This window comes from Trabulsiella odontotermitis, from assembly GCF_030053895.1.
In the GTDB taxonomy this organism is placed as follows: domain Bacteria; phylum Pseudomonadota; class Gammaproteobacteria; order Enterobacterales; family Enterobacteriaceae; genus Trabulsiella; species Trabulsiella odontotermitis_C.
This window is the reverse complement of the sequence record NZ_CP125781.1, coordinates 1,989,744-2,006,304: the sequence shown is the minus strand read 5'-3', so window position 1 is coordinate 2,006,304 and position 16,561 is coordinate 1,989,744. Positions and strand designations below refer to the sequence as shown.

Genomic DNA, 16,561 nt, shown 5'->3' with positions numbered 1-16,561 from the left:
TTAAAGGCTTAAATAATCTGGCGAACGTCGTCGAGCGTGGTCGTACCGTGGATCCCGAGATCCAGGGTGTTGCCATTCGCGCCACGGATAACACCCTGCACCAGCGCATACTGCAGCGGCTGACTGGTCAGCTGCGTACCGCCGCTGGTGGCGTTGACGGAAATGCTGTAGGCGCTGTCGGTTGCGTACGAGCCATCTTCCATCTTGCCGTCCCAGGTGTAGGTATGAACGCCGGCGGACTGTTCGCCCAGCTCAAGCGTACGCACCACTTTGCCGGTCTTGTCGCTGATGGTGACGGTCACTTTGTCCGCCGCCTGTTCAAGCTCCAGACCAAACGGCGTGGTGCTGACGGTACCGTCATCATCTTTGCCGGTCAGCACCACGTTGCCCGGGATCATCACGCCATGACCAATCAGCGTCGCCGCCTGCATAGACTGGTTGCTGTCGATCTGGCCGGAAATAGAGCCCAGCGTGGTATTCAGTTTTTCGATACCGCTCACCGTGCTGATCTGCGCGAGCTGAGAGGTCAGCTCGTTGTTCTGCATCGGGTTGGTCGGATCCTGGTTTTTTAACTGCGCCACCAGCAGCGTCAGGAAGCTGCTTTGCAGATCCGCCGCGTTGTTGCCGGTGAGCGAATTGCTCCCGGTCTGGACGTTGTTACCGGTATTGCTTGGATCGTTGACATTGACGGCAATTGACATGGTTCTCTCCTTATTGTCCCAGCGTCAGTGTTTTCAGCATCATGCCCTTCACGGTGTTGAGCACTTCCACGTTGGCCTGATAGCTGCGTGACGCGGACATGGTGTTCACCATCTCGCCGACGACGTCGACGTTCGGCATCTTCACGTAACCTTTGGCGTCTGCCAGCGGGTTGCCCGGCTGGTAGACCAGCTTGTCCGGCGCCTGGCTTTCAATGACGTCGGCGACTTTTACGCCGCCGGTCGCCGCACCGACGGGCGCATCCACCTGAAACACCACCTGTTTGGCGCGGTAAGGCTGTCCGTCCGGCCCGGTGACGCTGTCGGCGTTCGCCAGGTTACTGGCGGCCACGTTCAGGCGTTTGGACTGCGCGGTCAGCGCGGAACCGGCGACATCAAAAATATTCAGCAATGCCATCTATTAATTCCCCTGTTGCAGGACACTCATCATGCTCTTGATTTGACCACCAAGAACCGTCAGTCCTGTCTGATACTGCAGGCTGTTGTCGGCAAACTGCGTCCGTTCGCGATCCATATCGACGGTGTTACCATCCATCGACGGCTGGTCGGGAACGCGGTACATCAGATCAACCGCAGGCGACGAAATCGTTTCGGCAGGTATATGACGGGCAGAAGTGAGCGAGAGCGCAACGTTGCTGGTCTCCGCTCTTCCACGCTCCATGACCTTTTTCAGTTCACTGGCAAAATCGATATCGCGCGCCTGATACCCCGGGGTATCGGCGTTGGCAATATTGGCAGCCAGAATCTCCTGACGCGCGGCGCGCAAGTTCAGCGCTTCCTGCTGGAAACGTAGCGCGGCGTCGAGTTTATCGAGCATGGCTCCTCCGCAAATGACAAAATTTCAGCTAACACTTTAATTCTCAGGCCTGTCTCCCTATCGCCGGAATAAACGCAAAATGCGTCGCTATTTATTGCGTTGAAGAAATCCCCTTGCGGGTAAAATCCTGCCAATCCCTGAACAGACTGGAGTTGGCGATGCGAAACCTGAAAAGCACTCTGGCAGCGATGTTATTGCTGCTTAGCCCGCTGGCGCTGGCGCAGGATCTGAGCGCGCAACTGCAGGCCTTTTTTACCCAGCGGCTGACCGGCTTTAGCGACGACGTGACAGTGGAAATTCGCACGCCGCAAAACCAGTTGCCCCAGTGCGAGCAACCGACGCTGAGTGTTCCGGCAAGCGCCCGTCTGTGGGGGAATCTGAATGTGCTGGCGCAGTGCGGCAGCGAGAAACGCTACCTTCAGGTGAATGTCCAGGCGGTGGGAAATTACGTGGTAGCGGCGCAGGCAATTTCCCGCGGTAGCAAGTTGCAGCCCGGCAGCGTTGAACTTAAGCGCGGCAGACTGGATCAGCTCCCGCCGCGCGCGATGCTGGATATCAGCCAGGCCCAGGATGCAGTCAGCCTGCGGGATGTCGCGCCAGGGCAGCCCATTCAGTTGTCGATGTTACGTCAGTCGTGGCGCGTGAAAGCCGGTCAGCGCGTGCAGGTGATCGCCAGTGGCGACGGCTTTTATGTCAACGGCGAAGGCCAGGCGTTAAACAACGCGGCGGTCGCACAAAATGCGCGTGTCCGCATGCCGTCGGGCCAGGTAGTCAGCGGGAAAGTCAGTGCTGATGGGAATATTCTGATTAATTTATAATGTTTATAAAGAATCTGCGGCCCCTGCCGATAAAATATCAACAAATGATGATGGCAGGCTGTAGTGCCACGAACCCTCGATGAGGACAGCATAATGAGTATTGATCGTACATCGCCCCTGAAGCCAGTGAACGCAGTACAACCTCGCGAACCGAATGACGTCGGCACGCCGAAATCACGTACTGAAAAATCCGCGGCGAGCAACAGCACCAGCGTGACGCTGAGCGATGCGCAAACCCGTCTGACCCAGGCTGGCGCCAGCGATATTAATCTGGAACGCGTTGAGACACTGAAGACGGCGATTCGTAACGGCGACCTGAAAATGGATACAGGTAAAATCGCTGACGCGCTGATCCAGGAAGCCCAGAATTCACTGAGTCAATAAGCGTATGAGTCGGTTGTCAGATATTTTGGACCAAATGACCACCATCCTGAATTCACTGAAAGAGGTGATGGATGCGGAGCAACAGCAGCTCTCTTTTGGCAGCGTGAACAGTAGCGCGCTGCAACGTATCACCGAAGAGAAAAGTTCTCTGCTGGCGGCACTCGATTATCTGGAACAGCAGCGTCGCGTGGAGCAAGAAGCCCAGCGCTGCGCCAATGATGATATTACTGACCGCTGGCAGCTTATTACCAAAAAAACGCAGCATTTGCGCGATCTGAACAAGCATAACGGCTGGTTGCTGGAGGGGCAGATTGCCCGCAATCAGCAGGCGCTGGAAGTCCTGAAACCGCATCAGGAGCCGGGGCTGTACGGCCGTGACGGGCAAACCTTCAACGCCTCTCGCGGCGGGAAAAAATTCTCCGTCTGATTTCCCCACAGATGACCTTTGCCAGCCGGTTAGCATTGCGCTAACCGGCGTCGTGACGCTCGTTTATACCGTCCGGTGGGTGAACTCTTTCACTTTAAAGCCCAGCAAGGCCAGTGTCGCAAAATAGGCGACAATCCCCACTACCACCACCGCCATCAGGCGCAATAAGCGAAACGGCATGGTGCCCTGCGACCATTCCGGCATCACATACATCATGCCCAGCAGCGCGGCGGACATCACCAGCACCGCGACCACCAGCCGTAACAAAAAAGCGCCCCAGCCCGGCATCGGGGTAAAGATGTTTTGTTTACGCAACTGCCAGTACAGCAAACTGGCGTTCAGACAGGCCGCCAGACCGATGGAAAGCGACAGCCCGGCGTGTTTCAGCGGACCGATAAACGCGAGGTTCATCAGTTGCGTCATGATGAGCGTGATAATGGCAATTTTCACCGGCGTTTTGATGTTCTGCCGGGAATAGAACCCCGGTGCCAGCACTTTCACCACGATAAGCCCCATCAGCCCGACAGAATACGCCACCAGCGCCCGCTGGGTCATCGCTGCATCAAAGGCGGTAAATTTGCCGTACTGGAACAGCGACACTGTCAGCGGTTTCGCCAGGATCCCCAGCGCCACAGCGCTTGGCAGCGCAAGCAGGAAACAGAGGCGCAGCCCCCAGTCCATCAGGCGGCAGTATTCGTCATGGTTGCCGCTGGCAAAACTTTTCGACAGCGACGGCAGCAAAATCGTCCCCAGCGCTACACCCAACACGCCAGACGGAAACTCCATCAGGCGGTCGGCGTAGTACATCCACGACACCGAACCCGACACCAGGAACGACGCAAAAATGGTGTTAATGATGAGGGAGATCTGACTGACCGACACGCCGAGGATCGCCGGCCCCATTTGCTTCACCACCCGCATCGCCCCCGCATCTTTTAAATTGATGCGCGGCAACACCAGCATGCCGATTTTCTTCAGGTGTGGCAGTTGATAGACCAGTTGCAGAATGCCGCCCGCCGTCACTGCCCACGCCAGCGCCAGTACCGGCGGATTGAAATACGGTGCGGCAAACAACGCAAAACCAATCATGCTGATGTTGAGGAAAGTCGGCGCAAATGCGGGTACCGAGAAACGGTTCCAGGTATTCAAAATCGCCCCCGCCAGCGAAGCCAGCGAGATCAGCAGAATATAGGGAAAGGTGATGCGCAACAGTTGTGTGGTTAGGGCGAATTTATCCGCGGTATCGGCAAAGCCTGGCGCGGTGATGGTGATAACCCACGGCGCGGCCAACATCCCGAGAACAGTTACTACCGCCAGTGCCAGCGTTAACAGCCCGGAGACGTAAGAGATAAAGACTCTGGTGGCATCATCGCCCTGCTTGCTTTTGTATTCCGCGAGGATCGGCACAAAGGCCTGCGAAAACGCGCCTTCGGCAAAAATGCGGCGCAGCAGGTTCGGCAGCTTAAAGGCGACGAAAAAGGCGTCTGTCGCCATTCCCGCGCCAAAGACCCTCGCCACAATGGCATCGCGCGCGAATCCCAGCACGCGAGAAAACATGGTCATCGAGCTGACGGCGGCCAGCGATTTTAATAGATTCATTGAAGTGATATTCCACAACCCTGGAGCAAAACGCCTGCAGTGCAGGCGTGGAAAGTGGCGATAGTCTACCGGGATCGTCGTGAATTACTACTGCCAGTTGTTACAGCGTCTTATTCGCTGATGGCGTCCTGCCAGATCTTTTCGACGATACGCTGCGCCAGCACGGCCTGCTCGCCTGCGGTTTGCGGAACCGTCTGATTTTGCACGCATTCAATAAAATGGTGCGCGCAACCGGCGAACCCGCGCTGTTCGAGTGTGCTCTGCCAGCCAGGCACCGGGCGCTCAACCACGCCAGCGCCCCGCTCTTCCCGCCATTCACGCATATCCGTCACGCTGAACAGCCCGCCGTCGGTCACCGCCTGCACCCACTCGCGCTGACTGCCGGCGCGGCGATGCATGCTGGTGGTGACCTGCAACTGCGGATGGCTGAAATGGTGTTCGGCGTAGAGCATCTCGCCCTGATCGGTGGTTTGCAGACTGCCGCTGCTCAGGGTGGCGCCGTCCGCCAGCCACAGCGCGGTATCCACTACGTGCAGGTAATCATCGAGCAACGTGAAATGGCAGTCCTGCGGCCCGACGCTGTCGGTGCGGTGTTTGTCCATTCGCAACGACGCTGCTGAAGACAAGTTGCTTTTCAGTTCACGGTACAGCGGCGCAAAGCGGCGGTTGAAGCCCACCATTAAGGTGAGTTTTTTCTTTGCCGCCAGATCCACCAGCCGCTCTGCGTCGGTGAGTTTCTCCGCCAGCGGTTTATCCACGCAGACATGCACACCGGCGTTGAGCAGTTCACTGACGACCGCCGCGTGGGTCGCGGTGGAAGTATGAACAAACACCGCATCACACTGTGCCGCCAGCGCGGTCAGCGAATCTGCATACGGCATGCGGTAAGTGTCACAGATGCGCTGCGCTTTTTCTTTATTGGGGGACCAGGCCGCCTGCAGGGTCCAGTTCGTTGCGGCGCTGAGCACCGGTAGCCACGCTTTTTGCGCAATACCGCCTAACCCAACGACGCCGACACGAAGTTTTGCTGTCACGGTTATTCTCCCAGATGCGCGAGCAGAGATTCCAGACGCTGCTTCAGTTCGGCCACTTCCCCTTCCAGCGCATCAACGCGGGCCAGCAGATCGTCTCCCACTGGCGCAACCGCTTCCACCACGGTCGCCAGCGTTTCGATATCGCCGCTGAACAAATGCATATAGCGGCTTTCGCGTTTGCCAGGTTCCCGCGGCAGACGGGCGACAAACGGACCATCATCACGCGACGCCAGACCTTCCAGCGTTGCCTCGACTTCCGCCATGTCGCTGAATTCATACATGCGTTGCGCACGACCGCGCAGTTCGCCCGGCGTCTGCGCGCCACGCAGCAGCAGCGTGGTGACAATAGCCACCTCCGCGGCGGTCAGTTTCAGATCGCCAAATTCGGAGTTACAAAAACGCTGCTCATATTTCGTCACCCGGTTACCGAAACCGCTAACGGTGCGCAGATAGTGGCGCTTTACCAGCGCATCGAGCAGATCCTGTACCTCAGACTCACTAAGATTCATTACCGGTTCACGGTTGGTTTTCTGATTGCAGGCGGTCACCACGCCGTTAACCGACAGCGGATACTGCTCCGGCGTCGTGACCTGTTTTTCCAGCAGACAGCCAATGACGCGCGCTTCATAAGCGGTGAGTTGATACTTCATGCTTTCTCCTCAGAGACGCTGGCGCTTAGCGGCCAGCCGTCCATTCCTTTGTGGTCAGCGCCGTCAGCACATGGTCGCGCCACTGCCCGTCAATCAACAGGTAATCTTTGGCATAGCCTTCTTTTTCAAAGCCCAGCCGGGCGAGCAGGTCACCACTGCGCTGATTATGCGGCATATAGTTCGCCATGATACGATGAATATGTTGCGATCGTTGCATATAGCGGATCGCGGCGCTCAGCGCTTCAAACATCAGCCCCTGTCCCTGCCATTTTTGCCCGATGGAATAGCCGAGATAACAGGCATGAAAGGAGCCGCGCACCACGTTTGAAAAATTAGCGACGCCAATGACTTCTTTCTCATCCGGATCGAGCAGGGCAAAATAAAATGCCGAGCCCTGCTTATGAAATTCATTAATCATGCCAAGACGCGCCTGCCAGCCAGAAGGATAACAGTGGCTGTCGTCGCGAACCGGCTCCCAGGGTTTCAAAAACTGGCGATTCTCGGCGTAATAATCGGCGAGACGCCAGGCGTCACGTTCATGAACCAGACGCACCACCAGTCGGTCTGTTGTTAAGCGTACTTTCGGCACGTTACTGCGATAGCCAAACATTCTCCCCACTCCTTCACGCAAGCAATGACCGCAGGTTTCACCCTTCCTTAACTTATAATACCTGCCCACAGGCACTCTGTGAAAACAGCAACATACCATTTTCTGCGCGACATCGGCTTTTCGATTAAAAGCCTCTATCGAAGTTGTCTTTTGATAAAAAAATATTGTCGCAGGCAATATGGGAAAACAAGCCTTAACCACGCAGAATAGAACGGCACTCTTCTTTTTATTTCCCAGGGGGGGAAATGTCCCGCGTATCGCAGGCAAGGAGCCTGGGTAAATATTTCCTGTTGATCGACAATATGCTGGTGGTTCTCGGCTTTTTCGTCGTGTTTCCTCTGATTTCAATCCGTTTTGTTGATCAATTAGGTTGGGCGGCATTGATGGTGGGCATCGCGCTCGGATTGCGTCAGCTTGTTCAGCAGGGGCTTGGGATGTTTGGCGGCGCCATTGCCGACCGTTTCGGCGCGAAGCCGATGATCGTCACCGGGATGTTAATGCGTGCAGGCGGTTTCGCCGCCATGGCGGTGGCGCAGGAACCATGGATGCTCTGGCTCTCCTGTATTCTTTCCGGGCTTGGCGGCACGCTCTTTGACCCGCCACGTACAGCGCTGGTGGTCAAACTGGTGCGTCCGCATCAGCGCGGGCGGTTTTTCTCCATCCTGATGATGCAGGACAGCGCGGGTGCGGTGATCGGCGCCCTGCTCGGTAGCTGGCTGTTGCAATACGATTTCCGTCTGGTGTGCAGCGCGGGCGCATTGCTGTTTATTCTCTGTGCCGGGTTTAACGCCTGGTATCTCCCCGCCTGGAAACTCTCCACCGTGAAAATCCCGGTGCGCGAAGGGCTGGCGCGCGTGCTGCATGACAAACGTTTTGTTACCTACGTACTGACCCTCACCGGCTACTACATGCTCGCCGTACAGGTGATGCTGATGCTGCCGATCATGGTGAACGATATTGCCGGGTCGCCTTCGGCGGTGAAATGGATGTATGCCATCGAAGCGGCGCTGTCGTTGTCGCTGCTGTACCCCATCGCCCGCTGGAGCGAAAAACGTTTCCGCCTCGAACAGCGGCTGATGGCCGGGCTGGTGGTGATGTCGCTTTCGATGCTGCCCATCGGACTGACCAGCTCGCTTTCGCAATTGTTCACGCTGATTTGCACGTTTTACATTGGTTCGATTATCGCCGAACCAGCGCGTGAAACGCTCAGTGCTGAGCTTGCTGATCCCCGCGCCCGTGGCAGCTATATGGGGTTCAGCCGTCTGGGGCTGGCGTTCGGCGGCGCTTTTGGTTATGCCGGCGGCGGCTGGTTGTTTGATACCGGCAAAGCCTTCAACCAGCCCGAACTGCCGTGGGTTATGCTGGCGATTATCGGCCTCATCACCTTTATTGCATTGTGGTGGCAATTCGGCCAGAAACCTGCCGCATCCGGGATGCTGGAGCCGCGCATCTGATCATCATCGGTCAAATTCAGCTTATTCCGCTGGTCAGTTGAATGCTGACAGATCATGCTGCTTTGTGTCAGGATGAACGCTGGCATCATGTAGAGGAACCCCATGAAGAAGATTTTCGTTATTGCCGCACTGCTCGTTGGCGGCGTGCTGGCGGGTTGTAACCAGCTCACACAGTATTCCGTCAGTGAACAGGAAATTAATCAGGCACTGCAAAAGCACAATAACTTCTCGAAGGACATTGGTTTGCCAGGCGTGGCGGATGCCCACATACAACTGACTAATCTTTCCAGCGCCATCGGGCGCGAAGATCCCAACAAGGTCACGCTGAGCGGTATCGCGAAGCTGGATATGACTTCCCTGTTCGGAAACCAGAAAGCGACCATCGATCTGAAACTCAAAGCACAGCCGGTTTTCAATAAAGAAAAAGGCGCCATTTTCCTGCAGGAGATGGAAGTCGTGGATGCGAAAGTCGCGCCGGAGAAAATGCAGTCAGTCGTTCAGACGCTGATGCCCTATCTGAACCAGTCGCTGCGGAACTACTTTAACCAGCAACCGGCGTACATCCTGCGAGAGGATGCCAGCAAGGGCGAAGCGCTGGCGAAGAAATATGCCAAAGGCATTGAAGTGAAGCCGGGCGAAATCATCATCCCCTTCACCGATTAACCTGACGGGCGCTGAGGCGCCCGTTTTTTTTCGATAAAGAGTGCAAAGGAAAACGTTTCCGCTTATCCTTAGTGCCCGGCAAAAAGCAGCCTGATGACTGAACCAACCAGCCGGAGCTCCTCATGACAGCACAACCCCAGGTTTTAAAAATCCGCCGCCCTGACGACTGGCATATTCATCTGCGTGATGGTGATATGTTGAAAACCGTCGTGCCTTATACCAGCGAACTCTACGGTCGTGCGATTGTGATGCCGAACCTGGTGCCGCCTGTGACCACAGTGGAGGCCGCCATCGCTTATCGCCAGCGTATTCTTGACGCGGTGCCCGCCGGGCATGATTTTACCCCGCTGATGACCTGCTATCTGACCGATACGCTCGATCCGAACGAGCTGGAGCGCGGGTTTCAGGAAAGCGTGTTTACTGCCGCCAAACTCTACCCGGCTAATGCCACCACCAACTCCAGCCACGGCGTCACCCGTGTTGATGCCATCATGCCAGTACTCGAACGCATGGAAAAACTGGGTATGCCATTGCTGGTGCATGGCGAAGTGACACAAGCAGAGATCGACATTTTCGACCGTGAAGCGCGCTTCATCGATACCGTCATGGAGCCGCTGCGCCAGCGCCTTCAGGGGCTGAAAGTGGTTTTTGAGCACATCACCACTAAAGATGCCGCCGAATATGTTCGCGACGGCAATGATCGTCTGGCCGCCACTATTACGCCGCAACACCTGATGTTTAACCGCAACCACATGCTGGTCGGCGGTGTGCGCCCGCATCTGTATTGCCTGCCGATCCTCAAACGCAATATTCACCAGCAGGCGTTGCGTGAACTGGTCGCCAGTGGGTTCAGCCGCGCGTTCCTCGGCACGGATTCCGCCCCGCACGCTCGTCACCGTAAAGAAGCCAGTTGTGGCTGCGCGGGCTGCTTCAACGCCCCGAGCGCGCTTGGCAGCTATGCCACCGTGTTTGAAGAGATGAACGCGCTTGCGCATTTTGAAGCCTTCTGCTCGCTAAACGGCCCGCGCTTCTACAACCTACCGGTTAACAACAGCGTCATTGAGCTGGTCCGCGAAGAGAGTACCGTCGTGGACAGCATCGCCCTGCCGGACGACACGCTCATCCCCTTCCTCGCCGGTGAAACCGTGCGCTGGACGGTAAAGGCATAAAAAAATCGCAACCCCCTGTTGTAAGTTATTTTATTTACCTGTATACATATACAGTATAAATACAGGGGCGCGCGAAAGCCGCCAGTCTGGAAACAGCCTGAAGGATGACGTGACTATGCGAATTGAAGTGACGATTGCCAAAACAACGCCGTTACCTGCCGGAGCATTAGACGCGCTGGCCGGAGAACTCTCCCGCCGCATCAACAGCCAATACCCTGACGCCGATGGCAACGTCACCGTACGGTACGCGGCTAACAATAATCTTTCCGTCATCGGCGGCATCAAAGAAGATAAAGATCGCATCAGCGAGATCCTGCAGGAAACGTGGGAAAGCGCTGACGACTGGTTCATCACTGATTAAATATTACTCTGTCATTGTGTTGTCTTGCCGGGTCGCCCCGGCTTTTTTGTTTTCCCGCCTTGCTTAATTTTTAATCTCTTTCCGATATATTCGCTAATCGCTTAAAAAATAATGAACAATCTGACCGTTTGTCATTCAAAAATGCACAGCATTAAGTAATTTGTGTTGCAGATTATTTAATTTCTCGAGTAATCGATTATTTATTGATATACTTACTTTGCTTCAGATAAAGATAAATCACGCAGAACCTCGAGAGTCGTTATCATTTAACACGTAGATAAGGGGTTATGATGGAAAAAAATAATGAAGTCATTCAGACCCATCCCCTCGTCGGATGGGACATCAGCACCGTAGACAGCTACGATGCGCTGATGTTGCGCTTACACTACCAAAACCCCACTCAAACGAGCAGTAACGACGCGGAAATCGGCCAGACATTGTGGCTGACAACAGATGTCGCCCGCCAGTTTATTTCGATTCTGGAAGCGGGTATCGCCAAAATAGAAGCTGGTGATTATCAGAAAGATGAGTATCGCAGGCATTAAACGTAATGCTTAACTTCACAGGCACCTTCGGGTGCCTTTATTATTTATAGTGTTGTATCGCAACTGATAATTAATTACTCTGCTAAGAAAGATTGCTGGAAGAGACTATGCAATACGATTTAATTGTTCTTGGCAGCGGCTCCGTCGGTGCTGCCGCTGGTTATTACGCGCGTCGTGCGGGTCTTAATGTCCTGATGCTGGATGCCCATCTTCCGCCGCATGATCAGGGTAGTCATCATGGCGACACCCGGTTGATCCGCCATGCTTACGGCGAAGGTGAAAAATATGTTCCGCTGGTGCTGCGGGCACAGGCGCTGTGGGATGAGCTCGCCACTCTCAGCGGTGAGGCCATTTTCGAAAAAACCGGGGTGATTAATCTCGGCCCGTCTCATTCACCGTTTCTGGCCAATGTCGCGCACAGTGCAACGCAGTTTGGTCTGGCGATTGAAACGCTGGATGCGCAGGCGATCATGTCCCGCTGGCCGGAAATCCGGGTTCCGGATGATTACACCGGAATTTTTGAATCTGCTTCCGGGGTGCTGAAAAGCGAACTGGCCGTGAAAGCGTGGATCCGCCTGGCGCGGGAAGCCGGTGCGGCGCAACAGTTTAACGTGCCGGTCACCGCCATTCATCATCAGACCGAAGGCGTGATGGTCGAGACCGCCGAAGAGAATTTTCACGGTAAAAAGCTGCTCATCAGCGCCGGTACCTGGGTGACGAAACTGCTGCCGGCGCTGCCCGTGCAGCCGGTGCGTAAGGTGTTCGCGTGGTTCCAGGCCGATGGCCGCTACAGCAGTAAAAACCAGTTCCCGGCGTTTACCGGCGAACTGCCGAACGGCGATCAGTATTACGGCTTCCCGGCGGAAGATAACGAACTGAAGATTGGCAAACACAACGGTGGGCAACCCATCTCCTGCGAAGAGGAGCGGAAACCGTTTGGCGCGGTCGCCACTGATGGCTCAGAAGCGTTCAGTTTCCTGCGCCAGGTGCTGCCGGGGATCGGCGGTTGTCTGCATGGCGCGTCCTGCACCTACGACAACTCGCCGGACGAGGATTTCATCATCGACACCCTGCCCGGCCATCCGGAAACACTGCTGATTACCGGCCTCAGCGGGCACGGCTTCAAGTTTGCCTCCGTGCTCGGCGAAATCGCCGCCCAGTTTGCCCAGGACACGACGCCAGCATTCGATCTGACGCCATTTTCGCTGGCGCGCTTTAACCGCTGACAGGCGCTTACTCCGGATCAGGAATACCGAGTTTGGTATTCAGTCGTCCGCGAGACTTGTTGAAGATTTTGTTGCCGTTTTCGCGCCCGGCGCGACGACGGCGCTGTTCCTCTTCCGGCAGCTTATGCTCCTGCTGGCAGGCTTCGCTGCAACAACCTTCGTATTTTTCCGCACACGCCGGGCACTGAATAAACAGCAGGTGGCAACCGTCATTCAGGCAGTTGGTGTGGGTGTCGCACGGCGCACCGCACTGGTGACAATGGGCGATCACCTCCTCGCTAATGCGTTCACCCATGCGCTCGTCAAAGACAAAGTTTTTACCGATAAAACGCACCGGTAACCCCTGCTCACGCGCACGACGGGCGTATTCAATGATCCCGCCTTCAATGTGCCAGACCTTGTTAAAGCCGTTATGCTTCATCCAGGCGCTGGCCTTTTCGCAACGAATACCGCCAGTGCAGTACATGACAATCTTTTTGTCTTTATGCTCCTGCATCATCTCCACCGCTTTCGGCAATTGCTCGCGGAATGTATCAGCGGGGATCTCCAGCGCATTTTCGAAATGACCGACTTCGTATTCATAGTGGTTACGCATATCGATGAAAATGGCGTTCGGATCGTCCAGCATCGCATTCACTTCTGCGGCTTTCAGATATTCACCGACGTCACCAGCGTTAAACCCTGGGTCATCAATGCCGTCTGCCACAATGCGGTTGCGCACTTTCATGCGCAATACCCAGAATGATTTACCGTCATCATCAAGGGCGATATTCAGACGCAGACCATTCAGTGCCGGGTCAAAACCGTACAGCACTTCACGAAACGCCTCCACGCGGCTTTCCGGGACGCTGATTTGAGCGTTAATCCCTTCTTTTGCGAGATAGACACGACCAAACACCCCAAGGGCGTTGAAAGCGACGTACAGCGCGTCACGGGTCGCTTTAGGATCAGTGATGGTGAAATATTTATAGAACGAGATCGTTGTGCGCGGTTCAGTTTCCGCCAGCATTTTTGCCTTCAACGCCTCATTCGAAATGCGGTTGTGTAACACTGGCATGGTGTTCGTTTCCTGCAATCGGATAAGGGAAAAATGAGTCGGGCGGCATGATATAGCAAAGAATCACAATTTACATCCCCACAATTTGCGCTACATTTCTCTCACCTTATTATATGTACTCTCACCCTTTGTCTGTTATCTCCCCACTCCGTTGGCACGGATTTTGGCTGGCGGAAAAAAAATGCGACAATAGAGGGAGTTGTTTGTAATGACAGGAATGACATGACCCACTTACCCAAATTTTCTGCAGCGCTTCTGCACCCTCGTTATTGGTTAACCTGGCTCGGTATCGGCGCCCTGTGGCTGATGGTGCAGCTTCCCTATCCGGTTATCTATCGTGTCGGTACCTCAATGGGCCGGTTTTCAATGCGTCTGATGAAGCGCCGCGCTCGTATCGCTTACCGTAATCTGGAACTCTGTTTTCCTGACATGAGCGAAGCGGAGCGCCACCGGCGGGTGGTCAAGAATTTTGAGTCTGTGGGAATGGGGTTGATGGAAACCGGCATGGCATGGTTCTGGTCAGATAGCCGGATCGCACGCTGGACAACAGTGACCGGTTTTGAACCGTTACGCGAACTGGAAGCGCAAAAGAAAGGCATTCTGCTGATCGGCGTCCACTTTCTCACTCTTGAAATGGGCGCGCGAATGTTTGGCCTCAACTGGCCTGGTATCGGCGTGTATCGTCCGAATGACAACCCGGTGCTGGATCTGCTGCAAACCTGGGGGCGTCTGCGCTCCAACAAAGATATGCTGGACCGCAAAGATCTCAAAGGCATGGTCAGGGCGCTGAAAAACGGTGATGTGGTGTGGTATGCGCCGGATCATGACTACGGTCCGCGCAGCAGCGTGTTTGTACCGTTCTTTGCCGTTGAGCAGGCTGCGACCACCACCGGCACCTGGATGCTGGCGAAGATGTCGAAAGCCTGCGTGGTGCCGTTTGTGCCGCGCCGCCGGGCAGACGGTAAAGGTTATGAGCTGATCATGCTACCGCCGGAATGCTCACCGCCACTGGATGACGCCGAAACTACCGCCGCGTGGATGAACCGCGTGGTTGAGCAGTGCATACTGATGGCGCCAGAGCAGTATATGTGGCTCCATCGTCGCTTCAAGACGCGCCCTGAAGGCGTTCCTTCGCGTTACTGATCCGCAGGCAGCCTGCCCGGCTGCCGCCTCTTCTCTTTCCGACGTCTCTGATTTGCAGAACCCTTTCCGCAGGCGCATAATTAGCCTGCTATAGACTTTTTTTCAGCTGATTACAGCCGCTCTGCGCGCTTCTGTGGATTTTTATGCCATCTTCCGAGACACCCATAAACTGGAAACGCAATCTCGCTGTCGCCTGGCTCGGTTGTTTTCTTACCGGCGCCGCTTTTAGCCTGGTCATGCCATTTCTGCCGCTCTATGTCGAAGAACTGGGCGTGACAGGCCTGCGCGAGCTGAATATGTGGTCCGGTCTGGTCTTTAGCATCACCTTTCTTTTCTCCGCCATCGCCTCGCCTTTCTGGGGCGGTCTTGCGGATCGTCGTGGTCGAAAAATCATGCTCCTGCGCTCGGCGCTGGGGATGGCGATTGTGATGGTGCTGATGGGGCTGGCGCAGAACGTCTGGCAGTTGCTGATCCTTCGCGCGCTGCTCGGGCTGCTGGGCGGTTTTGTGCCGAACGCCAACGCCCTGATTGCCACTCAGGTGCCGCGCAACAAAAGCGGTTGGGCGCTGGGAACGTTGTCGACTGGCGCCGTCAGCGGCGCGCTGCTGGGGCCGCTGGTAGGCGGGTTGCTGGCGGATATGTGGGGATTGCGTCCGGTCTTCTATATGACCGCCAGTGTGCTGTTCGTCTGCTTTGTGATTACCCTGCTGCTGATCCGCGAGCAATTTACCCCGGTGTCGAAAAAAGAGATGCTCCATTTTCGCGAGGTGATTGGCTCGCTGAAGAGCCCGCGGCTGGTGCTGAGCCTGTTTATCACTACCATGATCATTCAGGTGGCGACCGGCTCTATCGCCCCGATCCTGACGCTGTACGTCCGTGATCTGGCAGGCAACGTCAGCAATATCGCATTTATCAGCGGGATGATCGCGTCAGTGCCAGGTGTCGCAGCGCTGCTCAGCGCCCCCCGGCTCGGCAAGCTCGGCGACCGCATCGGCCCGGAGAAAATTTTGATTGCCGCGCTGGTGATTTCCGTGCTGCTGTTAATTCCGATGGCGCTGGTGCAAACACCCTGGCAGCTTGGCGTTTTGCGCTTCCTGCTCGGCGCCGCCGATGGCGCGCTGCTCCCGGCGGTACAGACGTTGCTGGTCTATAACGCCACCAACCAGATTGCCGGACGCGTGTTCAGCTACAACCAGTCGTTCCGCGACATCGGCAACGTTACCGGGCCGCTCATCGGCGCGGCAGTCTCCGCCAGTTATGGCTTCCGCGCGGTCTTCTGCGTTACGGCTGGCGTGGTGCTGTTTAACGTTATCTACTCAACGCTCACCCTGCGCCGTCCACGGGCGCAAAAAGCGGCAGTTGAACGCTAACCTTACCCTTATCAGAACGTTTTTTCGTCTGTTCGCCTTGCATAACACAAACTTCAGCTATTCTTTCCCTGAATACCACATCAACCTGCAGGGAGAAAAGAGATGACTCTATATGCCACGCTCGAAGAAGCTATTGATGCGGCTCGCGAAGAGTTCCTCGCCGACAATCCGCAACTCGACGAAGAGGATGCTGATATAGAGCAACTGAATATTCAAAAATACGTGTTAGAAGACGGCGACATCATGTGGCAGGCGGAGTTTTTAGCTGAAGAAAGTGATGACGGCGAGTGTTTGCCGGTGCTGTTCGGTGAGGCTGCGCAGAGCGTATTTAACGGTGATTACGACGAAATCGAACTTCGTCAGGAGTGGATGGAAGAGAACACCCTGCATGAGTGGGATGAGGGGGAATTCCAGCTCGAGCCGCCGCTCGATACCGAGGAAGGTCAGACAGCGGCCGATGAATGGGACGAACGCTGAGTAGTCACACGGATAGTGATGCGCATCCAGCAGAAAAA

Annotated in this window: 20 protein-coding genes; 12 read left to right on the top strand and 8 right to left on the bottom strand. The window is 55.6% G+C overall.

What is annotated here, in order from left to right:
- Window positions 1-8 precede the first annotated feature (8 nt).
- From flgD to flgB, 3 genes are read right to left on the bottom strand one after another with little or no spacing between them, the layout of a single operon-like run.
- A complete protein-coding gene (flgD, locus tag QMG90_RS09585) occupies window positions 9-701 on the bottom strand; it encodes a flagellar hook assembly protein FlgD (RefSeq protein WP_283283592.1) in 693 nt (230 codons plus the stop codon).
- Window positions 702-711: 10 nt separating this feature from the next.
- Window positions 712-1,116, bottom strand: a complete 405-nt coding sequence (gene flgC, locus QMG90_RS09580) for a flagellar basal body rod protein FlgC (RefSeq protein WP_283283591.1) — start codon at window positions 1,114-1,116, stop codon at window positions 712-714.
- A gap of 3 nt (window positions 1,117-1,119) precedes the next feature.
- Complete coding sequence (gene flgB, locus QMG90_RS09575; protein WP_038154505.1) at window positions 1,120-1,536, bottom strand: flagellar basal body rod protein FlgB; 417 nt, start codon at window positions 1,534-1,536, stop codon at window positions 1,120-1,122.
- 158 nt (window positions 1,537-1,694) lie between these two features.
- On the opposite strand from flgB, the gene flgA reads away from it, so the two are divergent.
- From flgA to flgN, 3 genes are all read left to right on the top strand, one after another.
- On the top strand, window positions 1,695-2,354 hold the full coding sequence (gene flgA, locus QMG90_RS09570; RefSeq protein WP_283283590.1) for a flagellar basal body P-ring formation chaperone FlgA: 660 nt from the start codon (window positions 1,695-1,697) through the stop codon (window positions 2,352-2,354).
- A 93-nt stretch (window positions 2,355-2,447) separates the two neighbouring features.
- Complete coding sequence (flgM, locus tag QMG90_RS09565) at window positions 2,448-2,738, top strand: flagellar biosynthesis anti-sigma factor FlgM (protein ID WP_283283589.1); 291 nt, start codon at window positions 2,448-2,450, stop codon at window positions 2,736-2,738.
- A gap of 4 nt (window positions 2,739-2,742) precedes the next feature.
- Window positions 2,743-3,165, top strand: coding sequence for a flagella biosynthesis chaperone FlgN (gene flgN / locus QMG90_RS09560; RefSeq protein WP_283283588.1), 423 nt, complete (start codon window positions 2,743-2,745; stop codon window positions 3,163-3,165).
- Window positions 3,166-3,228: 63 nt separating this feature from the next.
- Here flgN and murJ read toward each other — a convergent pair whose 3' ends face one another.
- The 4 genes from murJ to rimJ form a co-directional block, all read right to left on the bottom strand.
- Window positions 3,229-4,764, bottom strand: a complete 1,536-nt coding sequence (murJ, locus tag QMG90_RS09555; protein ID WP_283283587.1) for a murein biosynthesis integral membrane protein MurJ — start codon at window positions 4,762-4,764, stop codon at window positions 3,229-3,231.
- Window positions 4,765-4,874: 110 nt separating this feature from the next.
- Window positions 4,875-5,798: a Gfo/Idh/MocA family protein gene (locus tag QMG90_RS09550; protein WP_283283586.1), complete on the bottom strand. Its 924-nt coding sequence runs from the start codon at window positions 5,796-5,798 to the stop codon at window positions 4,875-4,877.
- Between the two features lie 2 nt (window positions 5,799-5,800).
- Window positions 5,801-6,448, bottom strand: a complete 648-nt coding sequence (locus tag QMG90_RS09545; protein ID WP_283283585.1) for a YceH family protein — start codon at window positions 6,446-6,448, stop codon at window positions 5,801-5,803.
- 25 nt (window positions 6,449-6,473) lie between these two features.
- A complete protein-coding gene (gene rimJ / locus QMG90_RS09540) occupies window positions 6,474-7,058 on the bottom strand; it encodes a ribosomal protein S5-alanine N-acetyltransferase (protein WP_283283584.1) in 585 nt (194 codons plus the stop codon).
- 245 nt (window positions 7,059-7,303) lie between these two features.
- Here rimJ and mdtH point away from each other — a divergent pair, with 245 nt between their 5' ends.
- The 6 genes from mdtH (at window position 7,304) to solA (ending at window position 12,476) form a co-directional block, all read left to right on the top strand.
- The gene (gene mdtH / locus QMG90_RS09535; RefSeq protein WP_283283583.1) at window positions 7,304-8,512 is read left to right on the top strand and encodes a multidrug efflux MFS transporter MdtH; all 1,209 of its coding nucleotides are present in this window, start codon (window positions 7,304-7,306) and stop codon (window positions 8,510-8,512) included.
- Window positions 8,513-8,614: 102 nt separating this feature from the next.
- The gene (locus QMG90_RS09530) at window positions 8,615-9,175 is read left to right on the top strand and encodes a lipoprotein (protein WP_283283582.1); all 561 of its coding nucleotides are present in this window, start codon (window positions 8,615-8,617) and stop codon (window positions 9,173-9,175) included.
- A 122-nt stretch (window positions 9,176-9,297) separates the two neighbouring features.
- Window positions 9,298-10,344 carry a dihydroorotase gene (gene pyrC, locus QMG90_RS09525; RefSeq protein ID WP_283283581.1) on the top strand — a complete coding sequence of 349 codons (1,047 nt, stop codon included), beginning with the start codon at window positions 9,298-9,300 and terminating at the stop codon, window positions 10,342-10,344.
- A 115-nt stretch (window positions 10,345-10,459) separates the two neighbouring features.
- The gene (gene dinI, locus QMG90_RS09520; RefSeq protein WP_283283926.1) at window positions 10,460-10,705 is read left to right on the top strand and encodes a DNA damage-inducible protein I; all 246 of its coding nucleotides are present in this window, start codon (window positions 10,460-10,462) and stop codon (window positions 10,703-10,705) included.
- Between the two features lie 290 nt (window positions 10,706-10,995).
- A complete protein-coding gene (gene bssS, locus QMG90_RS09515; protein WP_283283925.1) occupies window positions 10,996-11,250 on the top strand; it encodes a biofilm formation regulator BssS in 255 nt (84 codons plus the stop codon).
- A 107-nt stretch (window positions 11,251-11,357) separates the two neighbouring features.
- On the top strand, window positions 11,358-12,476 hold the full coding sequence (gene solA, locus QMG90_RS09510) for an N-methyl-L-tryptophan oxidase (RefSeq protein WP_283283580.1): 1,119 nt from the start codon (window positions 11,358-11,360) through the stop codon (window positions 12,474-12,476).
- Between the two features lie 7 nt (window positions 12,477-12,483).
- Here the strand turns inward: solA and trhO are convergent, their stop codons facing one another.
- A complete protein-coding gene (gene trhO, locus QMG90_RS09505; protein WP_283283579.1) occupies window positions 12,484-13,533 on the bottom strand; it encodes an oxygen-dependent tRNA uridine(34) hydroxylase TrhO in 1,050 nt (349 codons plus the stop codon).
- Between the two features lie 222 nt (window positions 13,534-13,755).
- Between trhO and QMG90_RS09500 the strand changes: the two genes are divergently transcribed.
- The 3 genes from QMG90_RS09500 (at window position 13,756) to QMG90_RS09490 (ending at window position 16,523) form a co-directional block, all read left to right on the top strand.
- The gene (locus tag QMG90_RS09500) at window positions 13,756-14,676 is read left to right on the top strand and encodes a Kdo(2)-lipid IV(A) acyltransferase (protein ID WP_283283578.1); all 921 of its coding nucleotides are present in this window, start codon (window positions 13,756-13,758) and stop codon (window positions 14,674-14,676) included.
- Window positions 14,677-14,819: 143 nt separating this feature from the next.
- On the top strand, window positions 14,820-16,046 hold the full coding sequence (mdtG, locus tag QMG90_RS09495) for a multidrug efflux MFS transporter MdtG (RefSeq protein WP_283283577.1): 1,227 nt from the start codon (window positions 14,820-14,822) through the stop codon (window positions 16,044-16,046).
- Between the two features lie 102 nt (window positions 16,047-16,148).
- On the top strand, window positions 16,149-16,523 hold the full coding sequence (locus tag QMG90_RS09490; RefSeq protein WP_283283576.1) for a MysB family protein: 375 nt from the start codon (window positions 16,149-16,151) through the stop codon (window positions 16,521-16,523).
- Window positions 16,524-16,561 lie beyond the last annotated feature (38 nt).